A 22,804-nucleotide genomic window follows, 5' to 3' on the forward strand; every position below is an offset into this window, starting at 1 on the left:
TTTTTTAATCATACTGACGCTGCTATACTGGATGAATAACCAGCATCCGGAGTTAACCGTGGTACGGCGTCAATCAGTTCCTCGTCTTGAGCCAGAAACAGCAGTTTACGAATATCCTGAACATCTGCGTCCTTTCCTGGATTCGCTCCCGGCCGTGCCCGGTGTTTATCTTTTTCACAGCGAAAGCGACACCCTGCCGCTTTACATTGGTAAAAGTGTCAATATTCGCAGTCGGGTACTGTCGCATTTACGCACGCCGGAAGAAGCCGCCATGCTGCGCCAGTCCCGGCGTATCTCCTGGATCGGTACCGCCGGCGAAATTGGCGCGCTATTACTCGAGGCTCGGCTGATTAAAGAGCAACAGCCGCTCTTTAATAAACGTCTGCGCCGCAACCGCCAGCTCTGCGCGCTAACGCTCAGGGATGGAAAAGTGGACGTCGTCTATTCGCGCGACGTTGATTTCTCCCACGCTCCGGATCTGTTCGGTCTTTTTGCTAACCGCCGCGCCGCGCTTGCCGCCTTACAGTCACTCGCGGACGAACAAAAATTGTGTTACGGGCGGCTGGGTCTTGAACCCCTGAGCCGTGGCCGTGCCTGCTTTCGCTCTGCGCTAAAACGCTGCGCTGGCGTCTGCTGTAATAAAGAGCATCCACAGGAGCACGACGCCCGTTTACAGGCATCGCTGGAAAAACTGCGCGTTATCTGCTGGCCGTGGAAAAACGCCATTGCGCTCAAAGAGAACCGTGCGCAAATGACGCAGTACCACGTCATTAACAACTGGCTGTGGCTGGGGGCGGTTGATACGCTGGAAGATGCGGCAACCCTGGTACAAACGCCAGCCGGTTTTGATCATGACGGTTACAAAATTCTCTGTAAGCCGCTCATTTCCGGAGCCTGTGAAATTATTGAACTGAATCCGGGGAATGTCCCTGCAGCCAGGTGATCTCGCTGAATAACAGTTTCCCCTCGGCTTTCAACAGCCGTAGCGTATGTTTGCCGTCGTGCCAGCAGGCGCCCTGATCGGCAGTCAGCAGTTTATCGCCCAGTTGCCAGGCACCGCTAATGACAAACACCACGCCGCCGCGCGAGCCAAAAGTGGTAAAGGTGCGATCGGCCACCCGCACTTTTGCCTGGCAGGAGTCACGCCGGGTCATGATATTAAAATCCATCGACATCTGCCCTTCCGTCAGTCTGGCCTTCACCACGCGCTCTCCGGCAAAGGTAAACGGCTGATGCTGCTTAAGGGTATGGCTGAACGCCCCCTGACTTTCCAGCGTCACTTCGCTGCCTTCCAGCAGGGTGATCACCCGCTCGATACCGGGAAAGAGCGAAAATTCGCCATTACCGGCGATAGAAGCAATGCTGGCACGCCAGTGAAAATCGCGGGTCGCCGGTGGAAAACAGCAAATTTCACGCGTTTCACCGGCACCGTTGCGCCAGAGATTGACCGGCATCTTGCGGATATCAAAGTATTCCATCATCGCTCCTGATAAACATCATGCGGCATAATAAAGCACAACGTCGTTATCGGCAGCCATGATGATTTTCCTTAGGGCCTGAAAAAGAAAAAACCGCCGATCCTGCCCATCGCCTCAGTGGAGAGGATGGACAAGACCGGCGGTCTTCGAATAGGTCTGCTCAGCGATTACTCAGCAGGTACAGGCATTTTACCGTCACGCGCCGGACGTTCTGTCAGACGCTTCTCAAAATTGGCATTAAACTGTTTTTTCTGTTCCGGGGTCAGAATGTTGTAGATCTTATTCTGCGTTTCCATGTGTGCCAGCATGCTAGCTTTGCGCTGTTCTTCCATCTTCGTAATCTGCGCTTCGGCTTTCGCTTTATCGAAGGTATCGCTGGCAATGATGTCGTGCATTGCGCGGCGTTCTTCAACCGGCGGACGCTTCATCTGGTCACGCTGATCCTTCATGATGTCGCGGATCTGTTGTTTCTGAGCATCGGTCAGATTCAGGTCTTTAAACATCATGTCATGATGTGGGCCGAATTTGCCTTTATGCTGCATCATCGGTTTGGCGTCTGCCGGTGCCGCGGTGGTGGTATCCGCCGCATGAGCCAGGTTTGCAGCGCCCAGCGCCAGCCCAGAGGCAACAAACAGTGCAGTTAATTTACGCATAATCTTTATCCTTCCTTTCAGTTATTTTACGGCTTTCTTGTCACCTCCGAAGAAGTACAGCGCCGTGTTGACGAGATTAACTTTAACGACTTAATCGTCAATTAGTCAGAGCATCGGTAAAACAATGAAAGTGTAAAAAACATTTTTTCGCCAATTGTGGAGAAAAAAAGAAATTATTGCGAAGAGTTGAAAGGAAAAATGACAACAGCATGATTTTGCAGGGAATATGAAGAACTATACCTGAGCACTGATGATAAATAAAGCCGTTCTCCAGGAATAATCCGGATTAATTTCCTGGCGCACGATAAATTAAAACCCACAGGCCTTCGCCTGCGGGAAATAAGTCAGCGCAATTTCTCCAGCATCAGTCCCGCACGTAATCCCGGCGCCACGCCAGGGTTGGGAAAAAGAACGTATTCCACGTCATGGGTGACGACAAAACGCTCGTCGCCCTCTTCCGCCAGCAGCGTGCCGGCGGTAAAGGGCGTGAAGTTGAGCGTCTGGCTGTCCATGTGCAGCACAAACGCGTCGCTGCGCCGGGTGATCTGCGACGCCACCCGATAGCGGACTGGCGGCGTGCCGTCAGCCTGGTCAATCTGCCCCGACAGTAAACAGGTCAGCGCGGCAGACGTCGGAGCAAACTGGCGGAGATCGTTGTGACCGAATGGCAAGGCTTTGCCAAGCTCCAGCGTACAGGCGAGCGCGCCGAAGTGTTGAGCACTAAAGTGGGTAAACGTGCCTCCCGGCGTTTGATGAAACACCAGCGCTTCCAGTCCCGCGGCGCCCAGCCAGCCAAGAAACGTCTCATCCCAGGGGATGGGACGCTGTGGCAACACGCCGAAACGCAAATGGTACGAACCCCGAATGGCGGTATGTAGATCGAGATGCCAGCGCACCGACTCCGTGCCCGCCGCATAAAAATCTTCCAGACAGTGTTCCAGTTGACGTGCACGCTGCGTCTCGCCGCTTTCGCTAAACTGTTGCCAGCGCCCGCCAAACATCCGGTTCATATCGCTGTGGCAATAGCGCTTCCCGGCAGCCAGCGCCTGCGGGTTGCCGAGGATCACCAACAGCCGCCAGCGTAGCGTTATCTCCCCTTTTGACAGCGCCAGCAGCAGCGCATTGAGCATCTCTACCGGCGCGGTTTCGTTGCCATGAATACCGGCGGAGATCACCAGCGCGCGGTCGGTCACCGTGACGGGGGTGAGTTCGAGAATACCGGCGTCTACCCAGCGCCAGCGAAAGCCCGCCCCTTCACCTTCACGGACCTCCGGCATCGTCCCCGCCAGCGTGGCGGCAAGGAAATCATCCATGCCCGCCTCCCGATTGCTGGAACGGATAGACAGAGCCAAGCTGCAACAGTTGAGTCAGTGAATCCAACGCTTCGCGCCCTTCCCGCAGCAGTTGCGGGTCGGCGAGATCCGCGGCGGTCAGGCGGTCGCGATAGTAGCGATCCACCCAGTCGTTGAGCGAAGTAAACAGAGCGTCATTCATCATTACCGCCGGATTGACCGCCTGGCATTCTTCTGCGGTCAACACCACTCGCAGCCGCAGGCAGGCTGGCCCACCGCCGTTTGACATGCTCTCGCGCAGGTCAAACACCCGCATGTCGCGGATCGGATTCTCGGCTTCCAGCAGGTTCGTCAGATAGCGCCACACGCCCGCATGTTCGCGACACTCCTGTGGCAGGACCAGCATCATCGAACCGTCATCGCGGCTCAACAGTTGACTGTTAAACAGATACGTCGCGACCGCATCCGGCACCGACACGTCAGCCGCTGGCACCACAACAGGAGTAAAACCGGGCACCCGGGCGCGCAGTTGATTCATGACCTCATTCTGTCTCGCAAAGGACTGTTCATGACAGAACAGCACTTCCCGGTTCGAGACCGCAATCACATCGTTGTGAAACACACCAAGGTCAATGACCTCCGGGTGCTGCTGAGCAAAAATACATTGCTGTGGATTCACCTGATTCAGGCGAGCTACCGCCTCGCTGGCTTCACGGGTTTGACGTGCAGGATAGCGGGAAGGTCGCGTATTGCCGCCCTCTTCGCGCCCGTAGACAAAAAGCTGCGTCCCCGGCTCGCCATACTCACCGCCGAGGCGATTATGGTTAGCCGCCCCTTCATCGCCGAGCATCGCTACCTGCGGCAGCGCGGAATGCACAGCGAAATAACGTTCATCGCGGAAGATCGCCCGCAGCAACGCCTCCGTGGTGGGCGCTTCGAGTGAACGGTGGAATTTATTATTGAGGTTCGCAACCGTCAGGTGCACTTTACCATCCAGCGTATCCGCCGACGGCGCCACCGTCGCGGCATTTGCCACCCACATCGGCGACGCGGAGCTGACGCTGGAGAGCCAGTGCGGCGCCTGACGCGCCACTTTCTCAATCACCTGTTCATCGCTACCACTAAACCCCAACTGGCGTAATGCAGGAATAAACGGCCGCTCGTGCGGCGGGATCACCGCCTGCGGATATCCCGCATCCGCCAGCGCCTTCATTTTAAGCAGCCCCTGCTTCGCCGCCAGACGGGGGTTTGAAACCTGATGACGATGCCGGGTGGACGCCTCGTTGCCAAACGACAGCCCGGCATAATGGTGCGTCAACCCTACCAGCCCATCGAAATTGACCTCACGTGCTTTCATACGGGCTCCTCACGCGAAAAATCGAGGCCGGGACTCAGCGTGGCTGGCAGCGTCAGCGCCGGGGATTCCAGACTGGCCATCGGCCAGGCGCAATAATCGGCGGCATACCACGCGCTGGCGCGATGGTTTCCGGAAGCGCCCACGCCGCCAAATGGCGCGGTACTGGCGGCACCGGTGAGCGGCTTGTTCCAGTTGACGATCCCCGCGCGCGCTTCCAACAATAACTGGTCGAACTGCGCGCGATCGGGCGAAACCAGTCCACAGGACAGACCAAAGCGGGTGTTATTGGCCATGGCGATCGCCTCGTCGAAGCGCTCATAGCGCCAGACGCCAAGCAGCGGACCGAAGACCTCTTCATCGGGCAGATTCGCCACGCCCGTCAATTCAATAATGCCGGGTGATAGCAGCGAGGTACCGGCCTGTAACAAGCGCGGAGCCAGCAGGGTCTGTCCGCCGAGTGATGCAAGCTGTTGCCAGGCGTCAAACACATGACGCGCCGCCTGTTCGGAGATCATACCGCCGATAAACGGTTGCGGCTCATCGTCCCAGCGGCCTGGCTGGATACGCTGGCTGACGTCCACCAGCCGGGCGAGAAACGCGTCCCCCTGCGCGCCTTTTTTCACCAGCAGGCGACGTGCGCAGGTACAGCGCTGCCCCGCCGTCACAAACGCGGACTGAATAGTCAGGTGCACCGCCGCATCGATATCCGCCGGATCCTCAATAATCAGCGGATTGTTGCCGCCCATTTCGAGGGCAAGGATTTTTTCCGGTTGTCCGGCAAGCTGGCGATGCAGCTGATAGCCCGTATTCGCACTGCCGGTAAACAGCAGTCCGTCGAGGGCGTCCAGCGCACTCAGCGCCTGTCCCGTTTCCCGACCACCCTGTAACAGATTCAGCACGCCATGCGGCAGACCGGCCTGTTCCCAGAGTCGAATCACCGCTTCTCCGGTCCACGGCGTCAGTTCGCTGGGCTTAAAGAGTAAAGTGTTGCCCGCCAGCAGTGCCGGCACAATGTGCCCGTTCGGCAGATGTCCCGGAAAGTTATAGGGGCCAAATACCGCCAGCACGCCATGCGGACGGTGACGAAGCGTCGCCGCGCCGTCGGGCAACTCACTTTGCTGCTCGCCGGTGCGGGCGTGATAGGCATTGATGGAAATTGCGATTTTGTTGATCATCGCCGTCACTTCCGTCGCCGCTTCCCAGCGTGGCTTGCCGGTTTCACGGGCGATAATGGCGGTCAGATCCGCTTTATTACTCTCCAGCAACCCGGCGAATTTTTCCACAATCGCCTGCCGTTCGCTGAAGGGACGTCTGGCCCAGGCCGGAAACGCGTTGCGGGCAGCGCGAGCGGCCTGCATCACCTGCGCGGCATCGGCATCGTGGCCTTCCCAGAGCACGTTGCCCTGCACAGGATCCTTTTTCACCCGACGTTCACCCTGACCGGTCACCCAGTCACCGTTAATCCATAAAGTCATACCGTTTTCTCCTCTGCGCAGAGACGGACAAAACGAACCCGATCGCCTGCGTGACATTTCAGGGCATCCAGTTGAGCGGCGGTCAGTACCAGACGCTGTGTATTCGGATCGGCGCGCACCAGCATGACGCGGAAGTGGTGGTAGTTTTCATTCGCCACCAGGCAGGCCGGGAAATCACCGGTTGCGGGCTGCCCTTCGACGACCTCTATCAGCCGACTTTTGCGGATCGCCCGTACCCGGTCGATATCACACTCCAGCGTCGGCCCGCCGTCGAAAATGTCGATGTAATTGCGATAGCGAAACCCTTCTTTCTCCAGCACCGCGCGCGCCGGGGCCGTCTGCGGATGCACTTCGCCAATGACCGCCTGCGCCTCGTCAGAGAGGAAGTGGGTATAAATCGGATGTTTTGGCATCAGTTCGGCGATAAACGCTTTCTGCCCGGTGCCGCAAAGAAAGTCAGCTCGCGTAAACTCCATCGAGAAAAAGCGTTTCCCCAGGCTTTGCCAGAACGGGGAATAGCCGTGCTCGTCGATCACGCCGCGCATTTCCGCGACCACTTTTTCATTAAAGCGGTCGCGAAACGCGGCCATAAACATGAAGCGCGATTTCGACAGCAAATAACCGTTGCCCTCTTTACGCCAGTCGGGATCGAGGAACAGTGTGCACAACTCACTGCTGCCGGTGTGATCGTTACTGAGAAACAGCGTCGGCAGCGCGTTATAGACGTTCAGCTCTTTTGAAGCATGCACCAGCGTCCCTACGCGATAGTTGTACCAGGGGTCGTTAAGCCCCACGGCGACTTCAATCGCGCAAATCCCCGCCACGGTGCCGGTTTCCAGATCCTCCAGCACAAAAACATAGCCTTGTTCACTTTTCGGCAATTCGCCCCGCCAGGTTTTCAGGGAGCGATCAATACGCGCCGCCAGCGTGGCTTCATTGGCCGGCAGCGAGGTCAGCCCGCCGCCGGTTTTACTGGCCAGTTGCATCAGCGCGCTAATATCGGCGTGCGCAATGGGGCGGATCACCATCATGATGAACCTCCGGCTTTAATCTGTTCGCAGGCCAGCGCAAAACGGTCGAGACCGCTGGCGACCTCTTCCTGCGTGACGTTCAACGCCGGTGCAAAACGCACCACGTTGCCCCCGGCAATCAGCACCATTACGCCCGCTTTCGCCGCTTCCTGGGAAATCTGTTTGGCTTTACCGGCGAACGAATCGTTCAGCACGCAGCCAATCAACAGTCCCAGGCCACGAATTTCACTGAACAGCCCGGTGTGCAGGTTAATGGCGTTCAGACGCTCCACAAACCAGTCATGGCGCTGTTTCACCCCGTTCAGCATCGCAGGCGTATTGATGATATCGAGTAATTTCCCGGCGACGGCGGTCGCCAGCGGATTACCGCCATAGGTTGTGCCGTGAGTCCCGACGGTCATCACGCTGGCGCATTTTTCACTGGCCAACAGCGCGCCAATCGGGAACCCGCCGCCCAGCGCTTTGGCGGTAGTCAGCAAATCCGGCGTCACGCCATAGTGCATGTAGGCGTACAGTTCACCGGTGCGACCCACGCCGGTCTGCACTTCATCAAAAATCAGCAACGCATTATGTCGATCGCACAGCTCGCGCAGCCCTTGCAGGAAGGCCTGGGTTGCAGGCACAACACCACCTTCCCCCTGCATCGGTTCGACGATGACGGCGCAGGTGGTATCGTCAATCAGCGTGCTGGCAGAGTTAATGTCGTTGTAGACGGCGTGGCGGATATCCGGCGGCAGCGGCGCGAAATCTTGCGAATAGGCCGGTTGTCCTCCAGCGCTGACCGTGAACAACGTACGACCGTGAAAGGCGTTCTTGAACGCTACAATGCCGCTCTTATTGCTGCCGTGGTGGTCGTGCGCATATTTGCGCGCCAGTTTCAGCGCCGCCTCGTTGGCCTCAGCCCCGGAGTTGCAGAAGAAGATGCGATCGGCAAAGGTGGCGTCGATGAGCTTTTTCGCCAGTCGTAGCGCCGGCTCGTTGGTATAGCCATTGCCGGTATGCCAGAATTTGCTCGCCTGCACATTCAGCGCTTCACGCAGTTCCGGATGCGCGTGTCCCAGCGCGTTGACCGCTATACCTCCCGCGAAGTCGATATACTCTTTACCCTGCTGATCCCACAAGCGTGAACCTTCGCCACGTACCGGAATAAAAGGCGCCGGTGCATAAACGGGCATCATCCATTCATCAAAATTTTCACGCGTAATTGACTGAGACATAGCGACCTCATCGGTAAATAAATAGTTATTTATATGTTAATAAATAGTAGTGTTTGCGCTGTAAATGTAGATTGCAGTCTTCGTGCCAGCCAGCGAAAAAAATGCATAAACGGCTGACTACAACGGAAAATCAATGAGTTATAACCCAGCGATATTCACTATATGTGCATAGAAAGTGAATATGTTTGCGTGAAAGAGGAGTAAATAGAGGAAAAAACGCAATATTATGCACAGCCAAGATATAATTCTGGAAATGTGATCATCTACGAAATTTACAGGAAATTACTGCGCCATTCTGACGCAATCCGCCCTAAAACAGGGCAGACATTGCCCCATTGTTAACACCATTCGCATCCATTGCCGGAATCTCACCATTATGGGCAGTCAGTCTGCGGAAATTCTGCTACCATCCATGCACTATTCATCCAGCAAAATGGCAGCGACTATGAAATTTGTCTCTTTTAATATCAACGGCCTGCGCGCCAGACCTCATCAACTGGCAGCCATCGTCGAAAAACACCAACCCGATGTCATTGGCCTGCAGGAGACAAAAGTTCACGACGACATGTTCCCGCTCGAAGATGTCGCAAAACTCGGCTACAACGTTTTCTACCACGGGCAGAAAGGTCACTATGGCGTGGCGCTGCTGACCAAAGAGACGCCCATCGCCGTGCGCCGGGGTTTTCCCGATGATGGCGAAGAGGCTCAGCGCCGCATCATCATGGCGGAAATCCCTTCTCCGCTGGGCAATCTGACGGTGATCAACGGCTACTTCCCGCAGGGTGAAAGCCGCGACCATCCGATTAAATTCCCGGCCAAAGCGCAGTTTTATCAGAACTTACAAAACTATCTCGACAACCAACTGAAGCGCGACAACCCGGTGCTGATCATGGGTGATATGAATATCAGTCCGTCCGATCGGGATATCGGCATTGGCGAAGAGAACCGCAAGCGCTGGCTACGGACGGGTAAATGTTCGTTCCTGCCGGAAGAGCGTGAGTGGATGGACCGCCTGCTGGGCTGGGGCCTGGTTGACACCTTCCGCCACGCGCACCCGGAAACCACCGACAAATTCTCGTGGTTTGATTACCGTTCGAAGGGATTTGATGATAACCGCGGTCTGCGTATCGATCTGCTGCTGGCAAGCCAGCCGCTGGCGGAGCGTTGTGTGGAAACCGGTATCGACTATGAAATCCGCAGCATGGAAAAACCGTCTGACCATGCGCCGGTATGGGCAAAATTTAAGGTCTGATGCACAACCGTGAACGCCAGAAAATTGGGGGTAACGGGCGTACTGATCCTCTGTCTCGTCGGGGTGCTCTGGGCGTTGCCCCCCGGCCTGCTCACGCTGGAGACGCTTAAGCACAATCATTCACTGCTGGCGGACTGGCAGCGCCAGTCCCCTTTTCTCAGTGCAAGCCTCTATTTTCTGCTCTATACCGCCGTCGCGGCGCTGTCGATTCCTGGCGCGGCGCTGCTGACGCTGCTCGGCGGTGCGCTGTTTGGCCTCTGGCAAGGCACGCTGCTGGTCTCTTTTGCCTCAACGCTGGGCGCCACGTTCGCCATGCTCACCAGTCGTTACCTGCTGCGTGACTGGGTGTCGCGGCGGTTTTCCCGGCATATGGCCACGGTGAATCACGGGATGGCGCGGGACGGCGCCTTTTATCTCTTTGCGCTACGCCTGATGCCATTGTTTCCATTCGTTGTCGTCAACCTGCTTGCAGGTCTCACCGCCGTTGGCGTGCGCCGTTACTGGTGGGTCAGCCAGTTGGGGATGTTGCCTGCCACCGTGGTTTATCTGAATGCCGGACGCCAGTTAAGCCAGTTAACATCAATACGTGACATCATTTCTCCCGCGATGCTGGCCGCTTTTGCCCTGTTGGGATTATTACCGCTGGCCTCCCGTTGGCTGGTCACACGTTTTTTTCAGGAGTAATTATGCGCTGGGGATTACTACTTGCGAGCCTGTTGCTGACCGCTCCGGGACACGCCGAACAACGCTGGCAGCAGATCCAGAATGAGGCCCGAGGCCAGACCGTCTGGTTCAACGCCTGGGGCGGAGACACTGCCGTTAACCAGTATCTTGACTGGGTCAGTGGCGAGATGAAAACCCACTATGCGGTCACTCTTAAAATCGTGCGTCTCGCCGATGCCGCTGATGCCGTGAAGCGCATCCAGACGGAAGCCGCCGCCGGACGGAACACCGGCGGTTCTGTCGACCTGCTGTGGGTCAACGGCGAAAACTTCCGCACACTGAAAGAGGCAGGATTGTTGCAAACCCAGTGGGCGGAAACGCTGCCCAACTGGCGCTATGTTGATACGCTCAAACCGGTACGTGAAGATTTCTCGATTCCCACTGACGGGGCTGAGTCACCGTGGGGTGGCGCGCAGTTGACGTTTATCGCGGATCGCGACGTAACGCCACAGCCCCCGCAGAGTCCGCAGGCGCTGTTAGCATTTGCCCGGGCGCATCCAGGCACCGTCAGTTACCCGCGACCGCCGGACTTTACCGGCACGGCGTTTCTGGAACAGTTATTAATCTCGCTGACTGACAATCCGCACGCGCTCATCGTCGCGCCGGACGCCACCACCTTTGCCGGTGTGACCGCGCCGCTGTGGCGCTATCTCGATGCTTTGCATCCGAGTCTGTGGCGAGAAGGGAAGGATTTCCCGCCGTCTCCGGCGCGGATGGACGCATTGCTCAAGAGTGGGACATTGCGCCTGTCATTGACCTTCAACCCGGCGCACGCTCAGCAAAAGGTCACCAGCGGTGAATTGCCAAAACACAGCTACAGCTTTGGGTTTAGCGAAGGGATGATTGGCAACGTGCACTTTGTCGCGATTCCGGCCAATGCCCGCGCCAGCGCCGGAGCGAAACTGGTCGCCAACTTCCTGCTCTCTCCTGACGCACAGCTGCGTAAGGCCGATCCGACAGTCTGGGGCGATCCGTCGGTGCTGGATGCGAAAAAACTCCCCGCAGCACAACAGGCTGCGCTGGAAGCGCGCATTCCGGACGGACTGCCCGCCGTCCTGCCTGAGCCTCATGCGGCCTGGGTTAACGCACTGGAGCAAGAATGGCTGCGCCGCTACGGCTCGCGCTAATGCTTCTCGCCTGGCTGGGCATGGCCACGATTTATGCGCCAATACTGCCTGCCAGCGTGTTGCTGATCGCGCCCGCGCTGTCACTGGCGAACTGGCAGGCACTTTTTGCCGATCCGCAGTTACCGCAGGCGTTGCTGGCGACCGTGGTTTCGGTATTCATCGCCGCCGCTGGCGCGCTGTTTATTGCGTTAACGATTGTAGTGACGCTCTGGCCCGGCATACGCTGGCGACGGTTGAGTACCCGCCTGCCATGGTTGCTGGCCATTCCCCATGTCGCGTTTGCCAGCGCCGCGCTGCTGCTTTTCGCCGAAGGCGGACTGCTCTGGCGCGCCCTGCCTTTTCTCTCTCCTGCGATTGATCGCTACGGCATCGGGCTGGGCGCGACCCTGGCGGTGAAAGAGAGCGCTTTCGTGCTGTGGATTTTATCCATTTTGCTGAGTGAGAAACGGCTCGCTCAGCAGGTTATTGTCCTGGATTCACTGGGCTACAACCGCCGGCAGACGCTCTGCTGGTTGATCTTACCCACTATCGCCCCCGCACTGGGAGCCGTGATGCTGGCCGTGGTGGCATGGACCATTTCGGCGGTGGATGTTGCCATTATCCTCGGCCCCGGCAATCCGCCAACGCTGGCGGTCCTCTCGTGGCAATGGCTTAGTCAGGGAGACAGCGAACAGCAGATCAAAGGCGCGCTGGCAAGCCTGCTCTTGCTGGCGCTGCTCGCCCTCTTTGCGCTCGCGGGTTATCTGCTCTGGCGCGGCTGGCGACGCACGCTCCCTGACCTCAGTGGCGTACGTCAACGCCGCGTTTCGCCCGTAACGGGAAAAGCGTTGTCACTGTCGCTGCCCACCGCGGGCGTGCTCTGCACGGTATTACTGGCCTTTCTTGCGCAGCAATCGGCGCTCAATCTCGACGCGTTAACCCACAGCGTAGCGATCGGACTGGCCGCCAGCGTGCTGGGGATGGTCATTTTGCTGCTATGGCTGGAATGGGGACCGCAGCGCGGACACCGGTGGGTCTGGCTGCCAATCCTTCTTCCGGCGCTGCCGCTGGTGATGGGCCAATATGCGCTGGCATTACACCTTGAACTGGACGGTCAGCTTGCTACGCTCATCTGGGGACATCTGCTGTGGGTGGTGCCGTGGATGTTGTTTGTCCTGAAACCGGCCTGGCAGCGCATCGACCCGCGTCTGCTACTGATTGCCCGGACGCTGGGCTGGTCACCGTTGAAAATCTTTTGCACCATAAAATGTCCGCAGATTTTGCGTCCGGTACTGGTGACGCTGGCGGTCGGTTTCTCCGTCAGCATCGCGCAGTATATGCCGACCCTGTGGCTGGGCGCAGGCCGTTTCCCGACGCTGACGACGGAAGCGGTCGCCCTCAGCAGCGGCGGCAGTACCGGTATCCTGGCCACGCAGGCGCTCTGGCAATTGCTGTTACCGCTAGTCGTGTTCACGCTAATGGCCGGGCTCTCATTATGGGTCGGCCACCGCCGACAAGGATTGCGCTAATGCTCACCGTTCGCCATCTTTCCCTGTTTCTTCACCAGACCCCGCTATTTGGCCCGTTAACCTTCGAGGTGGCAAAAGGTGACATTGTCACATTAATGGGTTCCTCCGGCTGCGGTAAGTCTTCATTGCTCTCCTGGATGGTGGGCGCGCTGACGCCGCCGCTGCATGCTGGCGGTGAACTGTGGCTGGACGAGCAGCGTCTGGATAGGCTCCCCACCGCCCGTCGGCAGATCGGTATTTTATTTCAGGATGCCCTGCTATTTGATCACTTTACGGTGGGACAAAACCTGCTATTAGCGCTTCCTGCCCGTCTGAAAGGCGCGGCTCGGCAAGATAAGGTTCAACACGCGCTTGAACGCGCGGGCATGGCGGGATTGTCTTCTCGCGATCCCGCCACGCTATCCGGCGGTCAGCGCGCACGGGTTGCATTGCTTCGCGCCCTGCTGGCGCAGCCCAAAGCGTTGCTGCTGGATGAACCGTTCAGCCGTCTTGATGCTGACCGTCGGGCAGACTTTCGTCAGTGGGTCTTTGACGAAGTGCGTCGGCTGGACATTCCCGTTGTTCAGGTCACCCATGACGCGCAGGATGTTCCGCCGGGCGGTTACGTTTTGTCGTTATCGTCCGCGTCGTGAAACTGTTGACATACTGCGTTAACGCAAAGTTTTTCACCTTCAGCGAGCACAGAATGGCGCCTTCTTATCTCAACGTCGGGCAATTCGATGAAACGTGTTTCTCAAATGACCGCGCTGGCACTGGCTTTAGGGCTCGCTTGCGCTTCCTCCTGGGCTGCTGATATGGCGCAGGCGCTCAACTTCACACAACTGGCGCAAAAACAGGGTACGGCAATCGATACCCGTCCAGGCGCGTTCTACAATGGCTGGCCGCAGTCGTTAAATGGCCCTTCCGGACATGAACCTTCCGCCCTGAACCTCTCTGCCCGCTGGCTCGACAACATGAGTGACGAGCAGCTCAACGCCTGGATCCAACAGCATCAGTTGAAAGCCGACGCTCCTGTCGCACTGTACGGTAATGACAGCGACGTGCAGGCGGTGAAAGACCGACTGCAAAAAGCCGGGCTGCAACAGGTTGTCACGCTGAGCGACGCGCTGCAGGATCCGGCCCGCCTGCAACGACTGCCGCATTTCGAGCAGCTGGTTTATCCGCAATGGCTGCATGACCTGCAGCAGGGTAAAGAGGTGACCGCGAAACCTGCCGGTGACTGGAAAATCATCGAAGCGGCCTGGGGGGCGCCGAAGTTTTATCTGCTCAGCCATATTCCTGGCGCGGATTACATTGACACCAACGAGGTGGAAAGCGAACCGCTGTGGAACAAGGTCTCTGACGCCAGTCTGCAGGCGATGCTGGCGAAACACAGTATCCGTCACGACACAACGGTGATCCTGTACGGTCGCGATGTTTACGCGGCCGCGCGGGTGGCGCAGATCATGCTGTATGCCGGAGTGAAAGACGTTCGTTTGCTCGACGGCGGCTGGCAGACCTGGTCCGACGCGGGGTTGCCGGTCGAGCGCGGCACGCCGGCGAAAGTGAAACCGGAGCCCGATTTTGGCGTGACCATTCCGGCGCAACCACAGCTGATGCTTGATATGGCACAAGCGCGCGAACTGTTGCACCGTCAGGATGCTTCGCTGGTCAGCATTCGCTCCTGGCCAGAATTTATCGGCACCACCAGCGGCTACAGCTATATCAAGCCAAAAGGTGAAATTGCCGGGGCGCGCTGGGGACATGCCGGCAGCGATTCGACGCATATGGAAGATTTCCATAACCCGGACGGCACCATGCGCAGCGCGGATGACATCGCCAGCATGTGGAAGCAGTGGCACATTCTGCCGGATCAGCAGGTCGCCTTTTACTGTGGCACCGGCTGGCGCGCGTCAGAGACGTTTATGTACGCCCGGGCGATGGGCTGGAAAAACGTCGCGGTTTATGACGGCGGTTGGTACGAGTGGAGCAAGGATCCGAAAAACCCGGTGTCCACAGGCGAACGCGGCCCGGACAGCAGTCTATAATGGATTGCCGGATGGCAGTGTAAGCGCTTTACCGCTATCCGGCGTTCACCCCTCATTTTTCCCCTGTAACCTTTTCAGCGTCAGATAACCACTCCAGACGCGGGTCAACGTCGTCATCCAGCACAGCGCGCCGAAGACCCATGCCAGAACGGCAAAATACGCCGGGAAAAGGCAGCCGAGAACAAAGAGTGCGATGGTTTCCGTTCCCTCGGTCAATCCACCGAGATAATAAAACGATTTATGCGCGTAGCCAAGGTTGTCGATATTGTGCTTCGCGGCCAGCGCGGCAAAGGCGAGAAAACTGCTGCCGGTGCCGATAAACGCAAACAACAGCCAGCTTCCTGCCAACGCATTCTGCTGCGGGTCGGCCAGAATGAAGCCGAACGGCACCAGCGCGTAAAACAGAAAATCGAGCGCGATATCAAGAAAGCCGCCCGCATCGGTAAGCCCCCGACGTCGCGCCAGCGCACCGTCAAGACCGTCCAGCAGTCGGTTCAGGACTATCGCCACCAGCGCCGCCAGATACCAACCCAGCGCCAGAAACGGCAACGCCAGTACGCCGAGGCCAAACCCAACCAGCGTCAGGCCGTCCGGGGAAACCCCTGGCCTGTCGAGCACGCCTGCGCAACGGTGGAGCAGCGGTTTAAGCCGTGGATGCAAATGTCTGTCAAGCACGCGGCGCTCCTTTGAGACTGTCGCACAATCCCTGCGACGGGATATCCAGCGCGGCATTGAAGCGCGCCGAGAGGTTCTGGAAAGCCAACAGCGCGGTCATCTCGCTAATAACGTCATCGCTGAAATGCTGCTTCATTTGCGCTTTCAGGGCATCATCTACCCGCGGCGGCGTGGCGGTCACCGCGTCAGCATAAGCCAGCGCAACACGCTCTTCTGGTGTAAAAAGCGACGATGCTTGCCAGTCCGCCACCGCCAGCACTTTGTCCATCGCGCCACAGCGTTCTGCCAGGCGCAAGCTGTTGGCGTCCACGCAGAATGCGCAGTGGCAGACCTGCGACACGCGCGTCATCAGCAGCGCTCGCATCACCGGCGTCAGACGCGCACGTTTACGCTCGAGAAACCCCACAAACAGCGCCACCAGCCAGAACAAAAATGGCATCCGCCCCCACCAGCGCGTCGGGTGTAATACCTCGCCGTAGTGTTTTCTTTGCGTCATCACGAGAGGGTTGAGACTGACAGGGAGACGGGTGAGCGGCGTTACCCACGATTGCGGATCGTTCAAGGAAGACTCCTGGGACTTCAGGTCAATCAAAGATGACGATAGTATGTCACTTTCTGCTGTTGAACATTGACGAATATGATGAAAACCCTCGACGTTGTTGCCGGGATCATTGAACGTGATGGCCAGATTTTGCTCGCCCAGCGCCCGCCGCAGGCGGATCAGGCAGGCTTATGGGAATTTGCCGGTGGCAAAGTGGAAGCAGGCGAAACGCAGCCGCAGGCGCTGGTCCGCGAACTGCGCGAAGAACTGGGAATTGAGGCCACGGTGGGGCGCTATATTGCCAGCCATCAGCGTGAAGTCTCCGGGCGGATGATTCATCTGCATGCCTGGCATGTCCCGGCGTTCAGCGGAGAAGTGATCGCGCATGAGCATCAGCAACTGGTGTGGTGCGAGCCGCACGCCGCGCTGGACTATCCGCTCGCCCCTGCCGATATTCCGCTGCTTAACGCCTTTATGATTTTACGCGACGCCAGACCAGCGGATTCGTGCTGAGCGTTTTCTCGTCACGCTGGCACTGCAGCAACACGCCATCGGCTTTAATCACCGCCCCTTCTGAATAATTCTGATCCTGATAAATGCAGCACTGACTACAGGGCTGCGCGCGCTGTCCGCCGGAACTGAAGACCTCCGGCGGCACGTTCACCTGAACATCCGGGCGAATGCTTTGATTCGCCAGGGTGGATAAAGAGAGTGTCATCAGCGCTGCCGTCATCGCGATAAAACGCATAGGGTTTCCTTACTATTTCGGGACTGTTCTCAGTATAACGGTAACCCGCGCGGGAAACTTTACTCTCTTCTGTCATCGTTTTTCGTTATGACAGCCGTCTGGTTATTAATTTGCCTGGCACCGGCATTTTTTTCTTGCTATCCGTCACATTCCTGGTGGTATAGTCAAAATCTGCAAACGCACTTAATACAAACAACATAATTACAACCACATTAAAATATAAGAGGTTTTTATATCTATGGATCAGACACGCTCTCTGGAATCATTCCTCAACCATGTACAAAAGCGCGACCCGAATCAAACCGAGTTCGCGCAAGCCGTCCGCGAAGTCATGACCACCCTGTGGCCGTTCATTGAGCAAAATCCGCGTTATCGTGAAATGTCGTTGCTGGAACGGTTGGTTGAGCCTGAGCGTGTGATTCAGTTCCGCGTCGTGTGGCTGGACGACCGTAATCAGGTCCAGGTTAACCGCGCCTGGCGCGTGCAGTTCAACTCGGCGATTGGCCCGTACAAAGGCGGGATGCGCTTCCACCCTTCCGTTAACCTGTCGATCCTGAAGTTCCTCGGCTTTGAGCAAACCTTTAAAAACGCGCTGACTACCCTGCCGATGGGCGGTGGTAAAGGCGGTAGCGATTTTGATCCGAAAGGCAAAAGTGAAGGCGAAGTGATGCGTTTCTGCCAGGCGCTGATGACGGAGCTGTACCGTCATTTAGGCCCGGATACTGACGTTCCTGCCGGTGATATTGGCGTGGGTGGTCGAGAAGTGGGCTTTATGGCCGGGATGATGCGTAAGCTCTCCAATAACAGCGCCTGTGTGTTTACCGGCAAAGGGCTCTCCTTTGGCGGCAGTCTGATCCGTCCGGAAGCCACAGGCTACGGCCTGGTCTACTTCACTGAAGCGATGCTCAAACGTCATGGTCTCGGCTTTGAAGGAATGCGCGTGGCGGTTTCCGGCTCCGGCAACGTGGCGCAGTTTGCTATTGAAAAAGCGATGGAATTTGGCGCTCGCGTGGTGACGGCCTCCGACTCCAGCGGCACCGTCGTGGATGAGAGCGGCTTTACGAAAGAGAAACTGGCGCGTCTGTGCGAAATCAAAGCCAGCCGTGACGGTCGCGTGGCGGACTATGCCCGTGAGTTTGGCCTGACCTATCTGGAAGGCAAACAACCGTGGTCAGTGCCGGTCGATATCGCTCTGCCGTGCGCCACGCAGAACGAACTCGATATCGACGCTGCCCGTCAGCTTATCGCCAACGGCGTGAAAGCGGTGGCGGAAGGGGCAAACATGCCAACCACCATCGAAGCGACCGATCTGTTCCTTGAAGCCGGTGTGCTGTTTGCACCGGGCAAAGCGGCGAACGCCGGTGGCGTTGCCACCTCCGGTCTGGAAATGGCACAGAACGCGGCGCGTCTGAGCTGGAAGGCGGAGAAAGTGGATGCCCGTCTGCACCACATCATGCTTGATATTCACCATGCCTGCGTCGAGTACGGCGGTGAAAGCAAGCAGACCAACTATGTCCGTGGGGCGAACATCTCCGCCTTCGTGAAGATTGCCGACGCCATGTTTGGTCAGGGTGTGATTTAAGTCCCCCTGCAAACCGAATTACAGGCCCGCCTCTGCTGATGGCGGGCTTTTTTTCGCCGCGCGTTTACGAGGCGCGCTCTTCTTCTTCTCTCCGCCGTCACCGCCAGGCGCCACAATGCCACGGAAGCGACGTACCGGCGTACTCCGCGCCTGATCGATCAGCTGATACAGCGTCCCCACCAGCGGCTGCATGAAATCCTGATAACGGCACTGTTTTTCGCTGATTTGCGTCAGAATTGACTCCCAGTGAGCAGTCATATCCGGACGGGTCGCCATCTCCGGCAGGGAGTGGAACAGTGCTTTTCCGGCATCGGTAGAGTGGATATAACGCCCTTTTTTGATCAGAAAACCGCGCTTAAACAGCAGTTCGATGATCCCGGCGCGGGTGGCCTCGGTGCCCAGCCCGTCCGTTGCGCGGAGGATCTTTTTCAGATCTTTATCCTGAACGAAGCGCGCAATCCCGGTCATCGCCGACAGCAGCGTGGCATCGGTAAAATGGCGCGGCGGCTGGGTCTGACGTTCAACCACTTCGCCCTTTTCGCACAGCAGTTCATCGTCTTTCGCTACCACCGGCAGCGGCGTGCCGTCGTTCTCTTCATCCCGCTCTTTACTGCCCAGCAGCGTTCGCCAGCCCGCTTCGGCAAGGAACCGGGCCTTTGCGACGAATTTACCCTTCGCGATATCCAGTTCAATCACGCATTTACGGAATACCGCATCCGGGCAGAATTGCATCAGGTATTGACGGGCTACCAGGTTGTATACCTTCGCTTCATTGTCCGTCAGATTAATACTGTTGCTGCGCGCAGTAGGAATAATGGCGTGGTGGGCATCAACCTTTTTATCGTCCCAGCAGCGATTACGGGTATCGGGATTTACCGCCGGTTGCGGCAGCAGATCCGGCGCATGCACGCCGATGGCGTTCATCACCGCGTGACGTCCAGCAAAGTGCTCTTCCGGCAGATAGCGACAGTCAGAACGCGGATAGGTAATCAGTTTGTGGGTTTCATACAGCTTCTGGCAGATGTCGAGCACGTTCTGCGCGCTCAGGCCAAAGCGTTTCGCCGCTTCAATCTGTAAGGCTGACAGCGAGAACGGTAGCGGCGCGGATTCTGATTCCCGTTTATCGTTATAGCTGGTGACCATCGCCGGTTGGCCGTTGATGCGGTTGACCACATGCTCAGCCAGCGGACGGTGTAATAATCGCCCCTCTTCGTCCTGATAGGGTTCGCACGCTTCGCTCGGCTGCCAGATCGCGGTGAAGCGTTCATCCGCAGGGGTCACGATATGTGCTTTCACTTCAAAAAAATCTTTGGCAACGAAGTTCTCGATCTCTTCGTCCCGGCGGACAACCAGCCCGAGTACCGGCGTCTGTACGCGCCCGACGGAGAGCACCCCCTGATAACCGGCGTTACGCCCGAGAATGGTATACGCACGGGTCATGTTGATGCCGTACAGCCAGTCCGCGCGGGCGCGGGCCAGAGCCGACACGCACAACGGCACGAATTCGCTGTTTGAGCGCAGACGTTCAATCGCACGTTCAACGGCCTGGGGGTTGAGATCGTTAATCAGACAGCGCTGCACCTGATGACGCTTTTCCGGCGCCAGTTGCAGGTAATCCAGCACCTCGTCCACCAGCAGTTGCCCCTCGCGATCCGGGTCTCCGGCATGGATAACCTCACTGGCCTCATGCAGAAAACGCTTGATCACGTTGAGCTGTTTAGTCACGGAAGGACGCGGCTGCAATTGCCACTTTTCCGGCACGATCGGCAGATCGGCCAGATTCCAGCGCGCGTAACGACTGTCATAGACATCAGGCTGCGCCTGTTCAAGCAGGTGACCAACACACCAGGTCACCACCTGACCGTTACCGCATTCAATAAAGCCATCGCCCTTGCGGTGCGGTTTAGGCAACACATCGGCAATGGCACGCGCCAGACTCGGCTTTTCGGCAATAAACAACCGCATTGGATTAACGGATCTCAACCATGGCGCGACCGCCACGGGCGTCAACCAGTTCACCAATCGCCGTCAGATCGATACCAAATTCGGCGGCGGTGGCTTTCACTTCTGCTTCGGCCTCTGGCGTTACCGCCAGCAGCAGGCCGCCGGAGGTTTGCGGATCGCAAAGCAGGGAGCGCACCGCCTGCGGCATTTCCCCCATCAGGTGGCCGTAGCTGGCAAAGTTACGCTCGGTGCCGCCCGGTACGGCGCCCAGGCGGATGTACTCTTCCACGCCCGGCAGTTTAGGGATGTCCTGGTAGCAGATTCGCGCCTGTACGCCTGCACCCTGGCACATCTCGCTGAGGTGGCCCAGCAGACCAAAACCGGTCACATCGGTCATCGCTTTCACGCCGTCGATGTTGGCAAATGACGCCCCGGCAATGTTCATCCGGCACATGACTTCCGTCGCCAGCCCCTGATGTTCAGGTTTCAGCAGCGATTTTTTCTCTGCGGTGGTCAACACGCCGATGCCTAGCGGTTTGGTCAGGAACAGTTTACAACCGGCCTCGGCGGTGCTGTTTTTCTTCACCCGCTCAGTGGGGACAATACCGGTCACGGCCAGACCGAAGATCGGCTCCGGCGCGTCAATCGAATGGCCGCCCGCCAGCGCAATGCCCGCCTGACGACAGGCAAAGCGTCCGCCTTCAGTCACTTCGCGAGCGATTTCCGGCGACAGTTTGCTGATAGGCCAGCCGAGGATCGCGATCGCCATAATCGGTTTGCCGCCCATAGCGAAAATATCGCTAATGGCGTTGGTCGCCGCAATGCGGCCAAAATCAAACGGATTATCGACAATCGGCATAAAGAAGTCGGTGGTACTGATGACGCTGGTACCATTGCCCAGATCGTACACCGCCGCGTCGTCGCGGGTTTCATTTCCCACAAGCAGGTTCGGGTCGACAAACTTCGCCTGCTCACTGTGCAGGATGGTTTCCAGCACTTTCGGGGAAATTTTACAACCGCAACCCGCTCCGTGGCTGTACTGTGTTAAACGAATAGCATGCTCGCTCATGGACATCTCCTGTCATTGCAATCAGGCTATGGTAGCGCTCATTCCATGAAGTGATAAGAGAGAGTGTCTTAAATCACGTATTGTTGCTCATAATCTATGCAGAAAGGGCTCAGCCGGGCTATAAATCCATCCCGACGGCGGTTTTTTTCACCTTTGCGCCCAATCCTTGCTGATTAGCGTCGTATCATCCCGTTGACTCACGTTTAATTCTTTCTTTTATCAGTAATTCTTTGATCGACAATCCCGTCGATGCGCTGTCTTTAAAATTGTGCCGCGTGATTTCCGTGCACAGAAACTCAATGATAAACAGTTGCGAGATGCGCGTCGCAATAGAGTCTCCCTGCCAGGGGCCGGCGCTGCCGCAGGTCAACAGATAGCGGTCAGCCATTTCGGTCAGCGGCGAATGCGGGCTATGGGTGATCGCCAGGCACTGCGCGCCAGCCTTTTTCGCCAGCGTGAACGCATTGACAACCTCAGGCGTTTCCCCGGAATGCGAGAATGCCACCACCAGATCCTGCGGCTTCAGATTCGCCAGTTTTAGCGTCATGGTGAAACGGTCCGTGTAGGCTTCCGAGTCGATACCCTGTCGGTTCATTTTGTCGCGCGCCTCCATGGCGGCGAGGCCAGAGGCGCCAAAGCCGACAAATAAAACCCGGCTGGCCGTCAGAAGCTGTTGCACGACGGGATTCACCACCCGCATATCCAACAGATCAATGGTTTCTTTCAGCGTTGTTTCCGCTGTCATCGCAATCTTCTGCGCGACATCTTTACGTGAGTCATCAAGAAAAATATCCGGAGAGACCGGCAACGTCTGCTCGCTTTCTTCAAGCAGCTCACGCTTCAGGGCGCTTTTAAGCTCCAGCAAGCCGGTGTAACCGATTTTTTTGCAAAAGCGCACAATGGTGGCTTCGCTCAGTTGCACGGCCTGCGCCAGTTTGCTGACAGGCATTTGAGCAACCTGCGCCGGTTGCTGAAGGATAAACTGCGCGATTTGCTGGTCTGTCTCCCCCAGCCCTCCCATCACATTACTGATGTAGACCCGCACATTGTCCCGATTCACACTCATGATGACGTCCTGCCGTTGTCGCGAAAAGTATTGCCATAT

At 57.4% G+C, this 22,804-nt stretch carries 22 protein-coding genes; 9 read left to right on the top strand and 13 right to left on the bottom strand.

Annotated elements, in window-relative coordinates:
• Nucleotides 1-58 precede the first annotated feature (58 nt).
• Complete coding sequence (gene cho, locus WM46_RS08160; RefSeq protein ID WP_187394500.1) at nucleotides 59-943, top strand: excinuclease Cho; 885 nt, start codon at nucleotides 59-61, stop codon at nucleotides 941-943.
• On the opposite strand, the gene ves is transcribed toward cho, so the two are convergent.
• The 7 genes from ves to WM46_RS08195 form a co-directional block, all read right to left on the bottom strand.
• Nucleotides 903-1,478, bottom strand: a complete 576-nt coding sequence (gene ves / locus WM46_RS08165; protein WP_102601960.1) for an environmental stress-induced protein Ves — start codon at nucleotides 1,476-1,478, stop codon at nucleotides 903-905. The two genes, cho and ves, sit on opposite strands and share 41 nt — an antisense overlap.
• Nucleotides 1,479-1,645: 167 nt before the next feature.
• Nucleotides 1,646-2,131, bottom strand: coding sequence for an ATP-independent periplasmic protein-refolding chaperone Spy (gene spy / locus WM46_RS08170; protein WP_061077312.1), 486 nt, complete (start codon nucleotides 2,129-2,131; stop codon nucleotides 1,646-1,648).
• Nucleotides 2,132-2,475: 344 nt separating this feature from the next.
• Nucleotides 2,476-3,444 carry a succinylglutamate desuccinylase gene (gene astE, locus WM46_RS08175; RefSeq protein WP_102601961.1) on the bottom strand — a complete coding sequence of 323 codons (969 nt, stop codon included), beginning with the start codon at nucleotides 3,442-3,444 and terminating at the stop codon, nucleotides 2,476-2,478.
• Nucleotides 3,437-4,780: an N-succinylarginine dihydrolase gene (astB, locus tag WM46_RS08180; protein WP_102601962.1), complete on the bottom strand. Its 1,344-nt coding sequence runs from the start codon at nucleotides 4,778-4,780 to the stop codon at nucleotides 3,437-3,439. Before astB ends, astE begins: the two co-directional genes overlap by 8 nt.
• The gene (astD, locus tag WM46_RS08185; RefSeq protein ID WP_102601963.1) at nucleotides 4,777-6,255 is read right to left on the bottom strand and encodes a succinylglutamate-semialdehyde dehydrogenase; all 1,479 of its coding nucleotides are present in this window, start codon (nucleotides 6,253-6,255) and stop codon (nucleotides 4,777-4,779) included. Before astD ends, astB begins: the two co-directional genes overlap by 4 nt.
• The gene (gene astA / locus WM46_RS08190) at nucleotides 6,252-7,286 is read right to left on the bottom strand and encodes an arginine N-succinyltransferase (RefSeq protein ID WP_102601964.1); all 1,035 of its coding nucleotides are present in this window, start codon (nucleotides 7,284-7,286) and stop codon (nucleotides 6,252-6,254) included. Before astA ends, astD begins: the two co-directional genes overlap by 4 nt.
• Nucleotides 7,283-8,503, bottom strand: coding sequence for an aspartate aminotransferase family protein (locus tag WM46_RS08195; protein ID WP_061077307.1), 1,221 nt, complete (start codon nucleotides 8,501-8,503; stop codon nucleotides 7,283-7,285). The genes astA and WM46_RS08195 overlap by 4 nt, the downstream gene beginning before the upstream one ends.
• Before the next feature lie 445 nt (nucleotides 8,504-8,948).
• Between WM46_RS08195 and xthA the strand changes: the two genes are divergently transcribed.
• The 6 genes from xthA to WM46_RS08225 all read left to right on the top strand — a co-directional run bounded on the left by xthA (nucleotide 8,949) and on the right by WM46_RS08225 (nucleotide 15,140).
• Nucleotides 8,949-9,755, top strand: a complete 807-nt coding sequence (gene xthA, locus WM46_RS08200; protein WP_187394466.1) for an exodeoxyribonuclease III — start codon at nucleotides 8,949-8,951, stop codon at nucleotides 9,753-9,755.
• Between the two features lie 9 nt (nucleotides 9,756-9,764).
• A complete protein-coding gene (locus WM46_RS08205) occupies nucleotides 9,765-10,439 on the top strand; it encodes a TVP38/TMEM64 family protein (RefSeq protein WP_061077305.1) in 675 nt (224 codons plus the stop codon).
• Between the two features lie 2 nt (nucleotides 10,440-10,441).
• A complete protein-coding gene (locus WM46_RS08210) occupies nucleotides 10,442-11,605 on the top strand; it encodes an ABC transporter substrate-binding protein (RefSeq protein WP_102601965.1) in 1,164 nt (387 codons plus the stop codon).
• Complete coding sequence (locus tag WM46_RS08215) at nucleotides 11,578-13,113, top strand: ABC transporter permease subunit (protein WP_102601966.1); 1,536 nt, start codon at nucleotides 11,578-11,580, stop codon at nucleotides 13,111-13,113. Before WM46_RS08210 ends, WM46_RS08215 begins: the two co-directional genes overlap by 28 nt.
• The gene (locus WM46_RS08220) at nucleotides 13,113-13,745 is read left to right on the top strand and encodes an ATP-binding cassette domain-containing protein (RefSeq protein WP_102601967.1); all 633 of its coding nucleotides are present in this window, start codon (nucleotides 13,113-13,115) and stop codon (nucleotides 13,743-13,745) included. Before WM46_RS08215 ends, WM46_RS08220 begins: the two co-directional genes overlap by 1 nt.
• 87 nt (nucleotides 13,746-13,832) lie before the next feature.
• The gene (locus WM46_RS08225) at nucleotides 13,833-15,140 is read left to right on the top strand and encodes a rhodanese-like domain-containing protein (RefSeq protein WP_102601968.1); all 1,308 of its coding nucleotides are present in this window, start codon (nucleotides 13,833-13,835) and stop codon (nucleotides 15,138-15,140) included.
• Between the two features lie 45 nt (nucleotides 15,141-15,185).
• On the opposite strand, the gene WM46_RS08230 is transcribed toward WM46_RS08225, so the two are convergent.
• Entirely contained in the window at nucleotides 15,186-15,815 is a 630-nt protein-coding gene (locus tag WM46_RS08230; RefSeq protein ID WP_102601969.1) for a CDP-alcohol phosphatidyltransferase family protein, read from the bottom strand.
• Nucleotides 15,808-16,377, bottom strand: coding sequence for a carboxymuconolactone decarboxylase family protein (locus tag WM46_RS08235; protein WP_102601970.1), 570 nt, complete (start codon nucleotides 16,375-16,377; stop codon nucleotides 15,808-15,810). Before WM46_RS08235 ends, WM46_RS08230 begins: the two co-directional genes overlap by 8 nt.
• Before the next feature lie 78 nt (nucleotides 16,378-16,455).
• Here WM46_RS08235 and WM46_RS08240 point away from each other — a divergent pair, with 78 nt between their 5' ends.
• Complete coding sequence (locus tag WM46_RS08240; protein ID WP_102601971.1) at nucleotides 16,456-16,869, top strand: pyrimidine (deoxy)nucleoside triphosphate diphosphatase; 414 nt, start codon at nucleotides 16,456-16,458, stop codon at nucleotides 16,867-16,869.
• Here the strand turns inward: WM46_RS08240 and WM46_RS08245 are convergent.
• The gene (locus WM46_RS08245; RefSeq protein ID WP_262360493.1) at nucleotides 16,829-17,089 is read right to left on the bottom strand and encodes a YnjH family protein; all 261 of its coding nucleotides are present in this window, start codon (nucleotides 17,087-17,089) and stop codon (nucleotides 16,829-16,831) included. The genes WM46_RS08240 and WM46_RS08245 overlap by 41 nt on opposite strands.
• A gap of 253 nt (nucleotides 17,090-17,342) precedes the next feature.
• Here WM46_RS08245 and gdhA point away from each other — a divergent pair, with 253 nt between their 5' ends.
• The gene (gene gdhA, locus WM46_RS08250; RefSeq protein ID WP_102601973.1) at nucleotides 17,343-18,686 is read left to right on the top strand and encodes an NADP-specific glutamate dehydrogenase; all 1,344 of its coding nucleotides are present in this window, start codon (nucleotides 17,343-17,345) and stop codon (nucleotides 18,684-18,686) included.
• An 18-nt stretch (nucleotides 18,687-18,704) separates the two neighbouring features.
• On the opposite strand, the gene topB is transcribed toward gdhA, so the two are convergent.
• The 3 genes from topB to WM46_RS08265 form a co-directional block, all read right to left on the bottom strand.
• Complete coding sequence (gene topB / locus WM46_RS08255; protein WP_102601974.1) at nucleotides 18,705-20,651, bottom strand: DNA topoisomerase III; 1,947 nt, start codon at nucleotides 20,649-20,651, stop codon at nucleotides 18,705-18,707.
• Between the two features lie 4 nt (nucleotides 20,652-20,655).
• Nucleotides 20,656-21,699, bottom strand: coding sequence for a selenide, water dikinase SelD (gene selD / locus WM46_RS08260; protein WP_061077294.1), 1,044 nt, complete (start codon nucleotides 21,697-21,699; stop codon nucleotides 20,656-20,658).
• 184 nt (nucleotides 21,700-21,883) lie between these two features.
• Entirely contained in the window at nucleotides 21,884-22,765 is an 882-nt protein-coding gene (locus WM46_RS08265; protein WP_102601975.1) for a MurR/RpiR family transcriptional regulator, read from the bottom strand.
• Between the last annotated feature and the right edge of the window lie 39 nt (nucleotides 22,766-22,804).

Origin of the sequence: Citrobacter freundii complex sp. CFNIH2 (assembly GCF_002880615.1) — a bacterium.
In the GTDB taxonomy this organism is placed as follows: Bacteria; Pseudomonadota; Gammaproteobacteria; order Enterobacterales; family Enterobacteriaceae; genus Citrobacter_A; species Citrobacter_A amalonaticus_F.